A 14,871-nucleotide genomic window follows, 5' to 3' on the forward strand; every position below is an offset into this window, starting at 1 on the left:
GGCGCCGACGTCGGTGCAGATGTCAGTGCTGCGGCACGGCGCATCCGTCCGGGCCGCAGGCCTCCGCGTCGGCGGAAGCGTCCTGGATCAGCTTCAGTGGCGGGCGCTCGCCCCACGCCTGGGTCAGCGCCTGCGCGAAGACCTCGGCGGGCTGGGCGCCGGAGACGCCGTACTTGCGGTCGAGGACGAAGAACGGCACACCGTTCGCCCCCAGCTCGGCGGCCTCGCGCTCGTCGGCGCGCACGTCGTCGGCGTACGCCTTCGGGTCGGCCAGGACCCCGCGGGCCGCGTCGGCGTCGAGCCCGGCGGCGACGGCCAGCTCCACGAGCCGCTCGTCGTCGGCGAAGACGGTCCGCTCCTCGGCGAAGTTCGCCTTGTAGAGCAGGCCGATCAGCTCGTCCTGCCTGCCCTGCTCCTTGGCGAAGTGCAGCAGTCGGTGCATGTCGAAGGTGTTGCCGTGGTCACGGTCCCGGGTGCGGTACGCCAGGCCCTCGGCGGCGGCCTGCGTGCCCAGGTTCTCCTCGCCGGCCTGCGCCTGCGCCTCGCTCATGCCGTACTTCTTGGTCAGCATCTTGATCACGGGCTGGATGTCACCCTTGGCACGACCGGGGTCGAGCTCGAAGGAACGGTGTACGACCTCGACGTCGTCACGGTGCGGGAAGGCGTCGAGCGCCTTCTCGAAGCGGGCCTTGCCCACGTAGCACCAGGGGCAGGCGATGTCGCTCCAGATCTCGACGCGCATGTCTTCGGCTCTCCAGGTCGTACGGGTACGGGTCAGTGCGGACGCCCTCCGGGGGTCATCGGTATGTGAACGTTCAAGCGGCAGGGTTCATTCCCCTGTCGCGGTCCCCTGTCTCATTGCCCCGTCTCATTGCCCTGTCACGGAGAACCGCAGGTACAGATGGTGATCGTCCTCGGCCGGCAGGTTCTCCGGGTCGGGGATCCAGCCCAGGCGGGCGTAGAAGGCCTGGGCGCGCCGGTTGTCGACGTGCACGTCGAGGGTGGCGATGCGCTTCCCGTCGGCCTTCCACTGCTCGACGCAGGCCGCGTGCAGTTCCGTACCGATCCCGGCCCGCCAGTGGTCCGGGTCGACATGGAACTGGAAGAGCTTCACCGTGTCGGCGGGGGCGCCCTCCGCGGTGCGGAAGGACGCGATGCCCGCGATCCGACCCTCGTCGACGGCGCACAGCACGTGCCCGTCCGGCCGCTCGATGGCACTCCGCCAGCCGGCGAGCCAGTCCGTGCCGTCCTGCGGGATCCCGTCCGGGTAGTACGTCGCCCGGGCCCGGGCGTGCAGATCGGTGACGGCCGCGGCCTCGGCGGGCAGCGCGGTCCTGATCACACGGTTCACATGGTTCACACGACTCACACGGTCATTGATCACGCAACGGAGGACGTGACCGGCTTCGGGGCGGTTCCCAGGCGGCTGAACTGCGTGCGGTACGCGCTCGGGGTGAGGCCGGTACGGCGGACCAGATGGCCGCGCAGCGAGTCGGCCGTGCCGAGGCCGCAGGCGCGGGCCACCTGGTCCATGGGGAGGGGGGTCGTCTCCAGGAGTTCCTTGGCACGCTCGATGCGCTGGTGGAGGAGCCACTGGAGGGGGCTGACCCCGCTCTCGGCGTGGAAGCGGCGGGTGAGCGTGCGCACGCTGACGCCCGCGTGCCGGGCGAGGTCGGTGAGCGTGAGCGGCTTGTCGAGGTTGCGCATCGCCCAGCCGCGGGTGTCGGCACAGGCCTCGCCGCGCTCGGGCGGGAGTGGCGTCTGGGTGAACTGGGTCTGGCCGCCCGGCCGTACGGGGGCGACGAGGGCCAGCCGGGCCACCTGATTGGCGACGGCGGCGCCGTAGTCGGTGCGGATGATGTGCAGGCAGAGGTCGATCCCGGCGGCGTACCCGGACGAGGTCATGATCTGGCCGTCCTGCACGAACAGGACGTCGCCCTTGAGGTCGAGCGCCGGATACCGCTTGCTCAGCTCGTCCGCCAGTTCCCAGTACGTCGTGGCGCTGCGGCCGTCGAGCAGTCCGGCCTCGGCAAGGACGAAGGCGCCGCTGCAGATGGAGGCGATCCGCTTGCCCGCGGCGGCGGCCTCGCGTACGGCGGTCACGGTGGCCGGATCGGGCACGTACCGCTGTCCGGTGCCCGCGACGAGCACGGTGTCCGCGTCGCGCACGGCGTCGAGGCCGCGCCCGACGTACAGGTCGAGTCCGCCGGTGGTGGTGATCGGGCCGGGCTCGGGGGTGCAGACGACCAGCTCGTAGCCCGGACCGCCGTCGACCTCGACCTTCGCGAAGAGGAGCTCCGGAATGGCGAGGTTGAACATCGAGACGGGGGAAGGGGCGATGACGGCGATGCGATGGGGCGTGGCCCCCTGCACGGCGAGCATGGCCAGAACCTCCGGACGTATGGCATTCGGGCCACTACTGTACGTCGGCGGAGATCCGCAGCATGGGGTCATGCCAACGAACCCGACCACCGAAGCTCCCGCCACCAAGGCACAACTCCCGTCTCCCACAGGCGGTTCGAACACCTCCCCCTCCCCCGCCCTCACCCTCACCGCCGCCCTCCTCGGCTTCGCGCTGATCACCCTCGACGCGTCCGTGGTGAACGTGGCGCTCCCGTCGATCGGGGCGGCGCTCGGGGGCGGAATGTCGGGGCTCCAATGGGTGGTGGACGCGTACACGTTGGCCTTCGCGGCGCTGATGCTGTCCACCGGGGCCTTCTCGGACCGGGCCGGGGCGAGCCGGGCGTACGGGATCGGGATCACGGTGTTCACGCTGGCATCGGTGGCGTGCGGACTGGCGCCGAGTCTTCCGGTGCTGGTGGGCGCGCGGATCGTGCAGGGAGCCGCGGCGGCCGTGGTGCTGCCGGCCTCGCTCGCACTCGTACGACAGGCGTACGCGGATGCCGCGCAGCGGGCGCGGGCGGTGGCCCTGTGGGCGGCGGGCGGCTCGGTCGCGGTGGCGCTGGGTCCGGTGGCGGGCGGAGCGCTGACCACGGTGTGGGACTGGCGGGGGATCTTCTTCATCAACCTGCCGCTGGGGATGGTGACCCTCGCCCTGCTGACGCGGGCGCCACGCTCCCCGCGCCGGCCCGCGCCGCTGGATCTGCCCGGCCAGCTGACGGCGATCGTGGCGCTCACGGCGCTGACGTTCGCGGTCATCGAGGGCGGGGGGACGGGGCTGGTGGCGCTGGCAGTGGCGGCGGTCGCGGCACTCGTCTTCGTCCGGGTCGAGTCACGCCGGACACACCCCGTGGTCCCGCTCGGTCTGTTCCGCAGCCGGAACGTGACCGTGACCGTCGCCGCGGGTGCCACGGTCAGCGTGGCCTTCTACGGAGTGGTGTTCCTGTTCTCGCTCTTCTTCCAGCAGGTCCAAGGCCGTTCGGCCCTGTACGCGGGCCTGATGTTCCTGCCGATGACCGGGCTGATCGCGGTCACGAACATCGCGGCGGGCAAACTGGCCGGGCGTTACGGAGCACGGTTGCCGATGCTGCTGGGCCAGTCCCTGGCCACAGCGGGGCTCCTGCTCCTCCTGTACGTCGACTCGTCGACCCCGACCGGCCTCGTGGCCCTGCTCCTCGTCCCGCTCGCCCTGGGCTGCGCCCTCACCATCCCGCCGCTGACGGCCGCGATGCTGGAGGCCGTGCCCTCGGCCCGGGCGGGGCTGGCAGCGGGGGTCCTCAACTCGGCCCGCCAGGTCGCCGGGGGCCTCGCCATCGCGACGTTCGGCTCTCTGGTCTCGGGGGGATTCGAGTCGGGGATGCGGATGAGCCTGGCGATCAGCGCGGGATTGCTGACCGCAACGACAGCGGCGACGCTCACCCTGCGCCGGCCTGACTAACGGGTTCTCGCCCCCGCCGCCCCTACCCGTCCCATCCTCCAGGGGCTCCGCCCCTTCGACCCCGTTCGGTTGTGCGTTGACTGCGGGTGGGTGGGGGCTGGCCCAAAAGATTGCGCAGTTCCCCGCGCCCCTAAAAGACCCCGGGGCGGGCGGGGGATCGCGGGGCGAAGCCCCGCGCCTTCAGGGGCGCGGGGAACTGCGCGAGCCACCCCCACCGGCCCGCAGACGACACACAACCCCAGTCTTTTCAGGGGCGCGGGGAACGGCGCAATCTTTTAGCGGGGCCTGGGGGCGCAGCCCCCAGGGATGGGACGGGTAGGGGCGGCGGGGGCGATCAACTGCCGTCTCTCAGGTCCCGTGGCCAGTGGGGACGGAATTCGATCCCGTCGTACGTCACCACGCACCCCTCCCCCATCGGCGACTGAGTCATGAAGCCGACAAGGGCCGCGCCGGTCTCCTTCTCGTCGCCCAGCGTGAAGAGCCGTACGAAGGTCCAGCGCTCACCGTCACGCGAGGCATGGAAGGCGAACGCACGCCCCGTCCGGCTCACCCGGAGCCAGACGGAACTGCCGTCCACCGTGAAGGAGTTGGCGTCGTCGGAGTGCCCCCGGGTGACCACCGTGCAGACGGTGGGCACATCCGGGGAGTACTCCAGGCACAGCTTCGCCCAGGCCCGCTCGCCCACGTGGACGTAGAGGACCCCCGCGTCGAAGGAGCCCGCGAAGCCGACCGTGACGCGGGCGATCAGCTGGAAGTCCCCTTCGGGCGCCCCGAGCAGCCGGGGCGCGTCGGACGCGGGATCGAGCCCCTCCCCGGTGGGCGGCACGAACCGGTCCTGCCGAGGGCCTGCCCATCCGGCGAGCACCCCGTCCTCGTAGGACCAGTGCCCGTCGGGCCCATACGTGCGAAGGGGAAAGGGCAGTTGGGGAAGTTCGACGTCCATTGCGTGAGTCTTTCAGGTCCGGCCCGAGGACAGCCACAGCTCCAATGGGACTACCGCTCCAGACGCCCGTCGTAACGCCGGGGCAGCCCCAGCGGGTTGTCGTCACGCAGCTCCGCCGGCAGCAGCGCCTCCGGCGCGTTCTGGTAGGCGACGGGCCGCAGCCACCGCTCGATCGCCGTACCGCCGACGGAGGTCGAGGTGGAGGTCGTCGCCGGGTACGGACCCCCGTGGTGCTGGGCCGGGGCGACCGCGACACCGGTCGGCCAGCCGTTGACCAGCACACGCCCGGCGAGCGGGGTGAGCTCGGCGAGGATCTCGGCGCCGCGGCCCTCGCCGGCGGCCTCCTCCGTGGAGAGCTGCACGGTCGCGGTGAGGTTGCCGGGAAGGCGGGAGAGCACCGCGCTGGCCTCGGACTCGTCCTCGTAGCGCGCGACCACCGTGAGCGGCCCGAAGCACTCCTCCAGGAGCAGGTCGTGCGCGCCCTCGGTCGTGAGCTTGTGCGCGGGCACGGTCAGGAAGCCGGGGCTCACCGTGTGCTCGCCGCCCGCGCCCGGGGTCACCGGGGACTCCACGTCGGGGAGTTCGGCGCGTTCGGCGACACCGGCGATGAAGTTGTCCCGCATGCGGTGGTCGAGAAGGACACCGGAGTCCGTGTCGCTGACGGCGTCCGTGAGCGACTTGACCAGGCGGTCGCCCGCCGCGCCCGCCGGCGCCAGCACCAGGCCCGGCTTCACGCAGAACTGGCCGACCCCCAGGGTCATCGAGCCCGCGAGCCCGGCGCCGATCGCCTCGGCACGCTCGGCGGCGGCGGCCTCGGTGATCACGACGGGGTTGAGCGAGCCGAGCTCGCCGTGGAACGGGATCGGCACGGGGCGGGCGGCCGCCGCGTCGAAGAGGGCACGGCCGCCGCGTACCGAACCGGTGAACCCGGCGGCGGAGACCAGCGGGTGCCTGACGAGTTCGACGCCCGCCTCAAAGCCGTGGACCAGGCCGAGGACGCCGTCGGGGATGTCGTGCCGGGAGGCGGCCCGGCGCAGTACGGCCGCGACCAGCTCCGACAGCCCCGGGTGGTCGGGGTGGGCCTTGACGACGACCGGGCACCCGGCGGCCAGCGCGCTCGCGGTGTCACCGCCTGCGACCGAGAAGGCGAAGGGGAAGTTCGAGGCCGAGTAGACGGCGACTACGCCCAGCGGCACCTTGTAGCGGCGCAGGTCCGGGATCGGCGGGGTCGCGGTGTCGTCGGGGTGGTTGATCACGACGTCGAGGAAGGCGCCCTCGTCGACGATGTCCGCGAAGGCGCGCAGCTGGTAACAGGTGCGGGCGAGTTCCCCGGTGAGCCGGACCGGGCCGAGCGCGCTCTCCGCGTCCGCGGCCTCGACGAGCTGGTCCTTGGCGCCTTCGAGCTGGTCGGCGGCGGTGCGCAGGAACGCGGCGCGCACGGTGCGGTCGGCGAGCGCGGGGCGCGCGGCGTGCGCGGCGCGCACGGCCTCGTCCACCTCCTGGGCTGTGGCCTCCACCGCAACCTGTTCACGCTGCTTCCCGGTTCGGGGGTCGACACTCCAGACTGGTGCTGCTGCCACCGCGGATCCCTCCAGATGTGTTGCCGCAGTTCTTCACCGCAGTTCTTATGTCATCCACCAGGGGCGTTCGATATACTGAACGCTGTCTCTGATGATGAATATGATGCGGAGACTATTTCCCGTCCAACGAGGGGGTCAAGGGCGATGTCGGCAGGCGAGACAGGCGGCGGAGCGCAGGTCAAGTCCGCGGTGCGGACCGTGGAATTGCTCGAGTACTTCGCCGGCCGGCCCGGTATGCACTCCCTGGCCGCGGTCCAGGAGGCCGTCGGTTATCCGAAATCCAGCCTCTACATGCTGCTGCGTACGCTCGTGGAGCTCGGCTGGGTCGAGACGGACGCGACGGGCACGCGGTACGGCATCGGCGTACGGGCGCTGCTGGTCGGTACGTCGTACATCGACGGCGACGAGGTGGTCGCCGCGGCCCGCCCCACGCTGGACCGGCTGTCGGACGACACGACGGAGACCATCCACCTGGCACGCCTGGACGGCACGAACGTCGTCTATCTGGCCACCCGCCAGTCGCAGCACTACCTGCGCCCCTTCACCCGGGTCGGCCGGCGTCTTCCCGCGCACTCGACGTCCCTCGGCAAGGCGCTGCTCGCCACCCACACCGACGAGCAGGTCCGCAAGATGCTCCCCGAGACGCTCCCGGCGCTCACCGAGCACACGATCACCGACCGGGAGAAGCTCATCGAGGAGCTGCACCAGGTCCGCGAGCAGGGCTTCGCGGTGGACCGCGAGGAGAACACGCTGGGGCTGCGCTGCTTCGGCGTGGCGATCCCGTACCGCACTCCGGCCCGCGACGCGATCAGCTGCTCGGTCCCGGTGGCCCGTCTCACCCCCGCGCACGAGCAGATGGTCAAGGACGCCCTGTTCGACGCCCGCGACCGCCTGACACTGGCGACGCGCAGGCTGTGACGGTGCGGCTGCTCCCCGACTGACCCCCGGCTGACCACCGGTTTCATGAAGGGCGCATGAGAAAACCGGGCGGAAGGGAACGATCCGCCCGGCCTCGCTCGTCTTCTTGAGCGGGATGAACAAGACGATCAGGCGTGCCGCCGTCTTCTCTCTGCTGCTCGTGCTCTCCCTGCTGGTCAGGGCGACCTGGGTGCAGTTCTACGACGGCAAGGCGCTCGCGGAGGACAAGAAAAACCGGCGGAACGCGATCGCGCTCTACGCGAACCCGCTCGGGAACATCATCGTGGCCGGCGACGCGATCACCGGTTCCGCGCAGACGAAGGGCAGCGACCTCAAGTACAAGCGCACGTACTCGGACGGCAGTCTGTACGCGGCGGTCACCGGTTACAGCTCGCAGGTGTACGGGGCGACCCAGCTGGAGGGCATCTACCAGGACCTGCTCGACGGGACCGCCACCCAGCTGAAGAACCCGCTCGACACGCTCACCAACAAGCGCGCCGACCCGGGTGACGTCGTCACGACGATCGACCCGGATGTCCAGAAGGCTGCGTACAACGCGCTGGGCGACAAGAAGGGCGCGGCCGTCGCGATCGACCCGAAGACGGGCAAGATCCTCGCGGTCGTCTCGACACCGTCGTACGACCCGACGACGATCAGCGCGGGCAACAGCAGCGTCTGGAAGAAGCTGAAGAAGGACTCCGACAAGCCGCTGGTGAACCGCGCGCTGCGGCAGCCACTGCCGCCGGGCTCGACGTTCAAGCTGGTCGTCGCGGCGGCCGCGCTGGAGGACGGGCTGTACTCGGACGTGGACGCCAAGACTGACAGCCCGAACCCGTACACCCTGCCGGGCACGACCACCCCCCTGAAGAACGAGAGCTCGTCGGCGCCCTGCAAGAACGCCTCGATCCGCGTCGCGTTGCAGTACTCCTGCAACAACGTCTTCGGGAAGATGGCCGTCGACCTGGGCCAGGACAAGGTCAAGGCGATGGCGGAGAAGTTCGGCTTCAACGACACGACGCAGGATGTGCCGGTCCGGGCGTACACCAGCGTGTACCCGTCGAACATGGACAAGTCGTCCACGGCGCTGACGGGCATCGGCCAGTTCGATGTGACCGCCACCCCGCTCCAGATGGCCATGGTGTCCGCTGCCATAGCCAACGACGGCAAGCTGGTCTCGCCGCACATGGTGTCGCAGACCAGTGACGCCGACGGCAATGTGCTGAAGAACTACGACGACAGCACGGAGACCAAGGAGATCGTCAGTTCCGACACCGCCCAGCAGCTCCAGTCCGCGATGCAGACGGTCATCAAGGAGGGCACGGGAACGAACGCGCAGATCTCCGGCGCGACGGTGGGCGGCAAGACTGGCACGGCCCAGCACGGCGAGAACAACAGCAAGACGCCGTACGCCTGGTTCACGTCGTACGCGAAGTCCGACTCCAACGGCAAGGAGGTCGCTGTCGCGGTGATGGTCGAACAGTCCGACGCGGCCCGCTCCGAGGTCAGCGGCAACGGCCTGGCGGCCCCGGTCGCCAAGGCGATGATGCAGGCAGCACTGAAAAACTGAGGGTCCACTTTCCCCGCGCCCCGCACGGGAGCGCCCCAAAGGGGCGCGGGGCAGTGACATATGCGGCTCCGCCGCGTGGGCGCGACCAGCCACGTTCAACCCGCAGCCAACCACCCGCCTGCGGAAGCCACCTACTTCACGTTGAACAACTGCTCAATCGGGTCGATCGCGAAGTACACCAGGAACAGGGCCGAAGCCGCCCACAGCAGCCAGTGGACCTCCTTCGTCTTCCCCAGCACGGACTTGATCACCACGTAGGCCAGGAACCCCGCCCCGATGCCGTTGGTGATCGAGTACGTGAACGGCATCACGGCGATCGTCAGGAACGCGGGGATGGCGATCTCGTACTTGTCCCAGTCGATGTGCTTGACCTGGGTCATCATCAGGAACCCGACCGCCACGAGCGCGGGCGCCGCGGCCTGCAGCGGAACGATCGTGAGCAGCGGGGTCAGGAAGAGCGCGAGGGCGAAGAGCCCACCGGTGACCAGGTTCGAGAACCCGGTGCGCGCCCCCTCGCCGACCCCCGCCGCCGACTCGATGTACGACGTCGAGGACGACGCCGACGCCGCACCGCCCGCGACCGCCGCCGCACCGTCGATCAGCAGCACCCGGCCGAGGTTGGGCACCTTGCCCTCCTCGTCGAGCAGGCCCGCCTCGGCGCTGATGCCGACGACGGTGCCCATGGTGTCGAAGAAGTCGGACAGGATGAGGGTGAAGACCAGCAGGACGACGGTGATGGCGCTGGTCTCACCGAACGCGCCGAACAGGCTGAAGTGACCGAGCAGTCCGAAGTCCGGTGAGGCCACGACGTCGTCGGGGATCTTGGGCGTGGTCAGGCCCCAGCTCTTGATGTCGGCGGCGGAGTTGATGATGATCGCGACGACGGTCATGGTCACGATGCTGATGAGGATCGCGCCCTTGACCTTGCGGGCGAGCAGCCCGATGGTCAGCAGGACACCGAGACAGAAGACGAGAACCGGCCACCCGCCCAGCGTGCCGGTGCCGCCCAGCTGAACCGGCACGGTGGTCTGCGCGATGTCCGGGATGCGGGTGACGAACCCGGCGTCGACGAAGCCGATGAAGGCGATGAACAGGCCGATACCGACGCTGATCGCCTGCTTCAGCGGCTGCGGTATCGCGTGCATGACGGCTTCGCGCAGGCCCGTCACCACCAACACGCAGATGAGCAGGCCCTCCAGGACGATCAGGCCCATCGCGTCGTCCCAGCTCATCAGCGGGGCGATCTGGAAGGCGACGACCGCGTTGAGGCCGAGGCCCGCGGCGAGGGCGAGCGGGAGGTTGCCGCCGACGCCCATGATGATCGTCATGACCGCGGCCACCAGGGCGGTGGCGGTGGTCAGTTGGACGGCGTCGAGGTGGTGTCCGAACTTGTCCTTGGCGCTGCCCAGGATGATGGGATTCAGGACAAGGATGTAGGCCATGGTGAAGAACGTGGCGAAGCCGCCGCGTATCTCCCGGCCGAAGGTGGAGCCCCGGGCGGAGATCTTGAAGAACCCGTCGACGCTGTTCGCCGCTGGAGGCGCGGCAGTTGGCCGGTCGGCCGCCTTCTTGGTTTCGGACATGGCGATACTCCTCGTTACCTGCGTGCTGGGTGTGCGGATGCTGGCTGGATTGTTCCCTCGTTGAACCGGTTTCAGGTTTTCTCCGTGTTACGGAATCGGGTTCGGCCTGCCATACGTCGTTCGAAGCCCTGTACGACCGGCTGGTACGCTCTCGCATCTCGCCCCACGGGAACACCATTTCTTCACAGGTGACACACGGGGCCGTATATGTACGCACCTGCACCGGTGCCGAATTGCCGCAGCGAGGAGAGGTCGCCCGTGGGCACTGTCGTCGACGACGCAGCCTCCGTGGAGTTCCACGCCTTCTTCGATCGGCACTATGCCGAACTGGCCCGCCTGGCCCATCTGTTGACGGGTGAGCCGGACGCCGCCGACGATCTGGCGGCCGACGCGCTGCTCGCCCTGTGGAATCGCTGGGACCGGGTGCGCGCGGCGGACCATCCGGTGGCGTACGCGCGCGGTGTCGTCGCGAACCTGGCCCGCACCCGCATCCGCAGCGCCGTTCGTGAGCGCCGGCGGATCACGCTGTTCTGGTCGCAGCGCGAGGACAAGACCGAGAACCCCGACATACCGGGCAAGGTCGATGTCCAGGAAGCGCTGCGCAGACTGCCGTTCCGCAAGCGCGCGTGCGTCGTGCTGCGGCATGCTTTCGACCTCTCGGAGAAGGACACGGCTCTCGCCCTCGGTGTTTCCGTGGGTACGGTTAAGTCGCAGACGTCGAAGGGCATGGCCGAACTCAAGCGGCTCCTCGGCACCGAAGAGGCCCCGATGCGGGTGCACGCGGGAGTGCTGCCCACGGGCGGAGCCGGAGGAAGGGACCGATGAGCAAGGCGCAGGACGTGCACGACGAGCTGCGCGCCGGGCTGCGTGAGGCGGCCGAGGCGTACGAGCCCGACCGCGCGCGCATCCTGGCCCGGGTGGAGCGCGGGATGGCCGGTGCCGACGAGCGGCGGCCCTCGCGGCGCGCGGCGCGTCCGCCGCTGCTCGGCTGGGCCCGCGTCGTGGGCGCCACGGCCGCGGTCGCGAGCGTCCTCGCGGTGGGCGGCTACGCGGTCGCCTCGGCGGTGAAGGACGACACCCCGGCGCAGCAGACCGTCGCGGTCTCGCCGACCCCCGATCCGTCGCCGGACGCGACGAGCCGGGCGCCGGTCGACCCGGACCCCACCCACCGTTCCGGTACGTCGGAGCGGTCCGGGAAGCCGAGTTCGTCACCCTCGGGGAGCCCGACGTCCGAGAACTCCGCCTCCGTCACGGCCCAGCCGCCCGCCGCGAGCGGCATCGAGGACGGCCCCCTGTGGTCCGACGGCTCGGTCGACCCGCACAGCAACGAGTTCTGGGCGCAGAGCAATGTGACCCTCAAGAACAGCAAGCAGCTCACCTCGCTCACCGTCGAGTTGAAGATCAGGCAGACCGGCGGGGTCACCAACGCCGGCGCCTGGCGTTCGCTGCCCGAGGACGACTTCACGACGACGGTCGTCGAGCGGGACGGCTTCCTCGTCTACACCTGGGTGCTCAAGCCGGACCACACGGTCTGGGGAGGCGAGTGGGTGTTCGCCGGCCAGTACGACCACGACCGCGGCGGCCGGGACGCGAAGGACGACAGCTACTCGATGACGGCGACCGCCACGGACGGCGAACAGTCCGCCGTGAAGGGCGGCTTCGCGGCCCAGGACAGCGGCGAGACGGCATCCGACGGAGACTCGTAAAAAATCCCGAAGCGGCGGCAACCCTTTCCTCGGCGGTGGCGACCAGGAGACGTAACGATCTCCTCCCACCCAAGGAACTCGCTTCATGACTGCACGAGTTGAACAGCGCGCCAGCCACCGCCGCCGGGTCACCAAGCGGCGTGCCGTCATCGGCGGCGCCGCCGCTCTCGGCCTGACCGGAGCGGCGATCGTCACGACCACGATGCTGGGCTCGGCGGGCGCGGCGACGGCGTGGCCGGATGCCAAGGGCAGCAAGGCCGTGTCGAAGACGATCTCGGTGTCGGGCACGTACGACGGCAAGCTGACGAAGTTCTACGGCTCCGGCGACCTGGGCACCAGCAGCCAGGACGAGGACCAGGGCCCCATCTTCGAGCTCGCCGACGGCGCGACCCTCAAGAACGTGATCATCGGCACCCCGGCCGCGGACGGCGTGCACTGTCTGGGCAGCTGCACCCTGCAGAACGTGTGGTGGCTGGACGTCGGCGAGGACGCGGCCAGCTTCAAGGGCAAGTCGTCGTCGGCCGTCTACAAGGTCTACGGCGGTGGCGCCAAGGGCGCGGACGACAAGGTCCTGCAGTTCAACGGCGCGGGCAAGCTGGTGGTCAGCAAGTTCCAGGTCGAGAACTCCGGCAAGCTGGTCCGCTCGTGCGGCAACTGCAAGACGCAGTACAAGCGCACGATCATCATCAACGACGTGGACGTGACGGCGCCGCTCAAGGCGATCGTCGGTGTCAACGCCAACTACGGCGACACCGCCTCGCTGCGCAACATCCGCATCCACGGCGACAGCAAGAAGAAGATCAAGACGTGCGTGCGCTTCCAGGGCAACAACACCGGCAAGGAGCCGACCGAACTCGGCACCGGCGCGGACGGAACCACCTGCAACTTCTCTTCATCTGACATCACGTACAACTGAGTGAACCTTCAAGCATGACGGAGCACGTTCGTTGAGCACGCACAAGAAGCACCTCACGCGCAGACGTGTGCTCGGGGCCTCCGTGATCGGCGTCGCCGCCACCGGCGCAGCCGTCGCGGGAGGCGCCGGCCTCCTCTCGTCCGCGTCCGCCGCCACCTTCGGCTACACGGACGACGGGTCGAACTATGTCGTCGACACAGGCGCCGCCCTCGTCTTCAAGGTCTCCAAGTCCACCGGCGACATCACCTCGCTCGCCTACAAGGGCAAGGAGTACGAGGGTTACGGCGGCAAGCACTCACACGTCGAGTCGGGGCTCGGCGCCTCCACCGTAACCGTCAAGCAGTCCGGGTCGACCATCCTGGTCAAGGTGGTGCACGGCGCGATCACCCAGTGGTACGCGGCCCGCAGCGGCCAGAACAGCGTCTATCTGTGGACGAACAAGGCGGACGCCTCCTTCACGGCGACCCGCTACATCGTCCGCCTCAAGCCCGGGGCCTTCCCCAACGAGGGTTCGGACTCCTGGATCGAGGCCTCCGACTCGATCATCGAGGCCGGTGACGTCTGGAAGCGCGCGGACGGCACCACGCACTCCAAGCACTACTCGGGCAAGCGGACGATCGACTACGACTACATCGGCTTCAGCACCGGTTCGGCCGCGCTGTGGCTGGTGCGCTCCAACCACGAGAAGGCGTCCGGCGGCCCCTTCTACCGTTCCCTGCTGCGCCACTCGAACGACAAGGGCGCGGGGCTGTACGAGATCCTGCACTACAACGAGGCGCAGACGGAGGCCGAGCGCCTCGGGCTCCAGGGCCCGTTCGTGCTGAACTTCACGGACGGCGGCGCCCCCTCGTCCGCCCTCTTCCACGCGAACCTCGACACCTCCTGGGTGGACGGGCTCGGCATCACCGGCTGGGTGGGCAGGGCGGGGCGCGGCAAGGTGGCGGGCGTCGGGCTCAAGGGCATGGACGCGAAGTACGCCTACACGGTCGGCTTCGCCAACTCCGCCGCCCAGTACTGGGCGAAGGCCTCGGCCTCCTCGGGCGCCTTCTCCTGCCCGGGGATGCTGCCGGGGACGTACACGCTGACCGTCTACAAGGGCGAGCTCGCCGTGCAGACGAGCGAGGTGAAGGTGACGGCCGGCGCGACGACCTCGCTGCACAGCCTGACGATCACCGGGGACCCGTCCGCCGCCAAGACCCTGTGGCGGCTCGGCGACTGGGACGGCACGCCCGGCGAGTTCAAGAACGCCAAGCTGATGACGTACGCGCATCCCTCCGACGCCCGCGCGGCGAAGTGGACCGGCAACGTCACCATCGGCGACAGCGGTGCGGCCGCCTCCTTCCCGGCGTACCTCTGGAAGGACGTCAACGACGGCGTGCTCGTCTACTTCAAGCTGACCGCCGCCCAGGCCGCCGCCGCGCACACCCTGCGCGTCGGCGTGACGGACGCGTTCCTCAACGGGCGTCCACGAGTGACGGTCAATGACTGGGTGTCGGCCATCCCCTCGGCGCCCACACAGCCCTCCACACGCTCCCTCACCACGGGTTCGTACCGGGGAAACAACCACACGTTCAGTTTCAACGTCCCTTCCAGTGCGTGGAAGACGGACGTGAGCCAGTACAACGTCCTCAAGCTCAACATCGTCAGCGGCTCGTCCGGCGCGGCCTACCTCAGCCCGGGCACGTCGTTCGACTCCATAGACCTGCTGACCTGAGCCCCCCTCGGTCAGCAGAGGAACGCCCCCGCCGGTGACGACCGACGGGGGCGTTCGCACTTCATATGGCGCACCTCGTAAGACACGCCGCGTAGGCGCGCCCCGT

At 69.6% G+C, this 14,871-nt stretch carries 13 protein-coding genes; 7 read left to right on the forward strand and 6 right to left on the reverse strand.

Going from position 1 to position 14,871, the window contains the following annotated elements:
* Window positions 1-22 precede the first annotated feature (22 nt).
* From OG975_RS11205 to OG975_RS11215, 3 genes are all read right to left on the reverse strand, one after another.
* Window positions 23-742, reverse strand: coding sequence for a DsbA family oxidoreductase (locus OG975_RS11205; protein WP_406328976.1), 720 nt, complete (start codon window positions 740-742; stop codon window positions 23-25).
* A gap of 126 nt (window positions 743-868) precedes the next feature.
* Complete coding sequence (locus OG975_RS11210; RefSeq protein WP_406328977.1) at window positions 869-1,384, reverse strand: GNAT family N-acetyltransferase; 516 nt, start codon at window positions 1,382-1,384, stop codon at window positions 869-871.
* On the reverse strand, window positions 1,381-2,319 hold the full coding sequence (locus OG975_RS11215; RefSeq protein WP_406336237.1) for a GlxA family transcriptional regulator: 939 nt from the start codon (window positions 2,317-2,319) through the stop codon (window positions 1,381-1,383). The genes OG975_RS11210 and OG975_RS11215 overlap by 4 nt, the downstream gene beginning before the upstream one ends.
* A 133-nt stretch (window positions 2,320-2,452) precedes the next feature.
* On the opposite strand from OG975_RS11215, the gene OG975_RS11220 reads away from it, so the two are divergent.
* Window positions 2,453-3,838 (forward strand): MFS transporter, encoded by a 1,386-nt coding sequence (locus tag OG975_RS11220; RefSeq protein ID WP_406328978.1) that lies wholly within the window; start codon window positions 2,453-2,455, stop codon window positions 3,836-3,838.
* 334 nt (window positions 3,839-4,172) lie between these two features.
* Here OG975_RS11220 and OG975_RS11225 read toward each other — a convergent pair whose 3' ends face one another.
* Both OG975_RS11225 and OG975_RS11230 read right to left on the reverse strand, forming a co-directional pair.
* The gene (locus tag OG975_RS11225) at window positions 4,173-4,781 is read right to left on the reverse strand and encodes a DUF1349 domain-containing protein (protein ID WP_330303657.1); all 609 of its coding nucleotides are present in this window, start codon (window positions 4,779-4,781) and stop codon (window positions 4,173-4,175) included.
* Between the two features lie 50 nt (window positions 4,782-4,831).
* The gene (locus OG975_RS11230; protein ID WP_406328979.1) at window positions 4,832-6,361 is read right to left on the reverse strand and encodes an aldehyde dehydrogenase (NADP(+)); all 1,530 of its coding nucleotides are present in this window, start codon (window positions 6,359-6,361) and stop codon (window positions 4,832-4,834) included.
* A 144-nt stretch (window positions 6,362-6,505) separates the two neighbouring features.
* Here OG975_RS11230 and OG975_RS11235 point away from each other — a divergent pair, with 144 nt between their 5' ends.
* Window positions 6,506-7,279 (forward strand): IclR family transcriptional regulator, encoded by a 774-nt coding sequence (locus tag OG975_RS11235; protein WP_028803360.1) that lies wholly within the window; start codon window positions 6,506-6,508, stop codon window positions 7,277-7,279.
* 115 nt (window positions 7,280-7,394) lie between these two features.
* Entirely contained in the window at window positions 7,395-8,846 is a 1,452-nt protein-coding gene (locus tag OG975_RS11240) for a peptidoglycan D,D-transpeptidase FtsI family protein (RefSeq protein WP_406328980.1), read from the forward strand.
* Between the two features lie 131 nt (window positions 8,847-8,977).
* On the opposite strand, the gene OG975_RS11245 is transcribed toward OG975_RS11240, so the two are convergent.
* Window positions 8,978-10,429: an NCS2 family permease gene (locus OG975_RS11245; RefSeq protein WP_406328981.1), complete on the reverse strand. Its 1,452-nt coding sequence runs from the start codon at window positions 10,427-10,429 to the stop codon at window positions 8,978-8,980.
* Window positions 10,430-10,687: 258 nt separating this feature from the next.
* Here OG975_RS11245 and OG975_RS11250 point away from each other — a divergent pair, with 258 nt between their 5' ends.
* From OG975_RS11250 to OG975_RS11265, 4 genes are all read left to right on the forward strand, one after another.
* Window positions 10,688-11,254, forward strand: a complete 567-nt coding sequence (locus OG975_RS11250) for a SigE family RNA polymerase sigma factor (RefSeq protein ID WP_369257506.1) — start codon at window positions 10,688-10,690, stop codon at window positions 11,252-11,254.
* Entirely contained in the window at window positions 11,251-12,135 is an 885-nt protein-coding gene (locus OG975_RS11255; protein ID WP_406328982.1) for a hypothetical protein, read from the forward strand. The genes OG975_RS11250 and OG975_RS11255 overlap by 4 nt, the downstream gene beginning before the upstream one ends.
* A gap of 85 nt (window positions 12,136-12,220) precedes the next feature.
* The gene (locus OG975_RS11260; RefSeq protein WP_369257510.1) at window positions 12,221-13,051 is read left to right on the forward strand and encodes a pectate lyase; all 831 of its coding nucleotides are present in this window, start codon (window positions 12,221-12,223) and stop codon (window positions 13,049-13,051) included.
* Between the two features lie 31 nt (window positions 13,052-13,082).
* A complete protein-coding gene (locus OG975_RS11265; protein WP_406328983.1) occupies window positions 13,083-14,765 on the forward strand; it encodes a rhamnogalacturonan lyase B N-terminal domain-containing protein in 1,683 nt (560 codons plus the stop codon).
* The last annotated feature ends 106 nt before the right edge of the window (window positions 14,766-14,871 follow it).

It is taken from the genome of Streptomyces sp. NBC_00203 (assembly GCF_045206325.1).
GTDB classification, from domain to species: domain Bacteria; phylum Actinomycetota; class Actinomycetes; order Streptomycetales; family Streptomycetaceae; genus Streptomyces; species Streptomyces lutosisoli.

What these genes read in the sequence shown, in the direction of transcription:
- OG975_RS11205 (WP_406328976.1), bottom strand. Translation starts at nt 742, where the DNA reads ATGCGCGTCGAGATCTGGAGCGACATCGCCTGCCCCTGGTGCTACGTG.
- OG975_RS11215 (WP_406336237.1), bottom strand. Translation starts at nt 2,319, where the DNA reads ATGTTCAACCTCGCCATTCCGGAGCTCCTCTTCGCGAAGGTCGAGGTC.
- OG975_RS11220 (WP_406328978.1), top strand. Translation starts at nt 2,453, where the DNA reads ATGCCAACGAACCCGACCACCGAAGCTCCCGCCACCAAGGCACAACTC.
- OG975_RS11225 (WP_330303657.1), bottom strand. Translation starts at nt 4,781, where the DNA reads ATGGACGTCGAACTTCCCCAACTGCCCTTTCCCCTTCGCACGTATGGG.
- OG975_RS11235 (WP_028803360.1), top strand. Translation starts at nt 6,506, where the DNA reads ATGTCGGCAGGCGAGACAGGCGGCGGAGCGCAGGTCAAGTCCGCGGTG.
- OG975_RS11240 (WP_406328980.1), top strand. Translation starts at nt 7,395, where the DNA reads ATGAACAAGACGATCAGGCGTGCCGCCGTCTTCTCTCTGCTGCTCGTG.
- OG975_RS11245 (WP_406328981.1), bottom strand. Translation starts at nt 10,429, where the DNA reads ATGTCCGAAACCAAGAAGGCGGCCGACCGGCCAACTGCCGCGCCTCCA.
- OG975_RS11255 (WP_406328982.1), top strand. Translation starts at nt 11,251, where the DNA reads ATGAGCAAGGCGCAGGACGTGCACGACGAGCTGCGCGCCGGGCTGCGT.
- OG975_RS11260 (WP_369257510.1), top strand. Translation starts at nt 12,221, where the DNA reads ATGACTGCACGAGTTGAACAGCGCGCCAGCCACCGCCGCCGGGTCACC.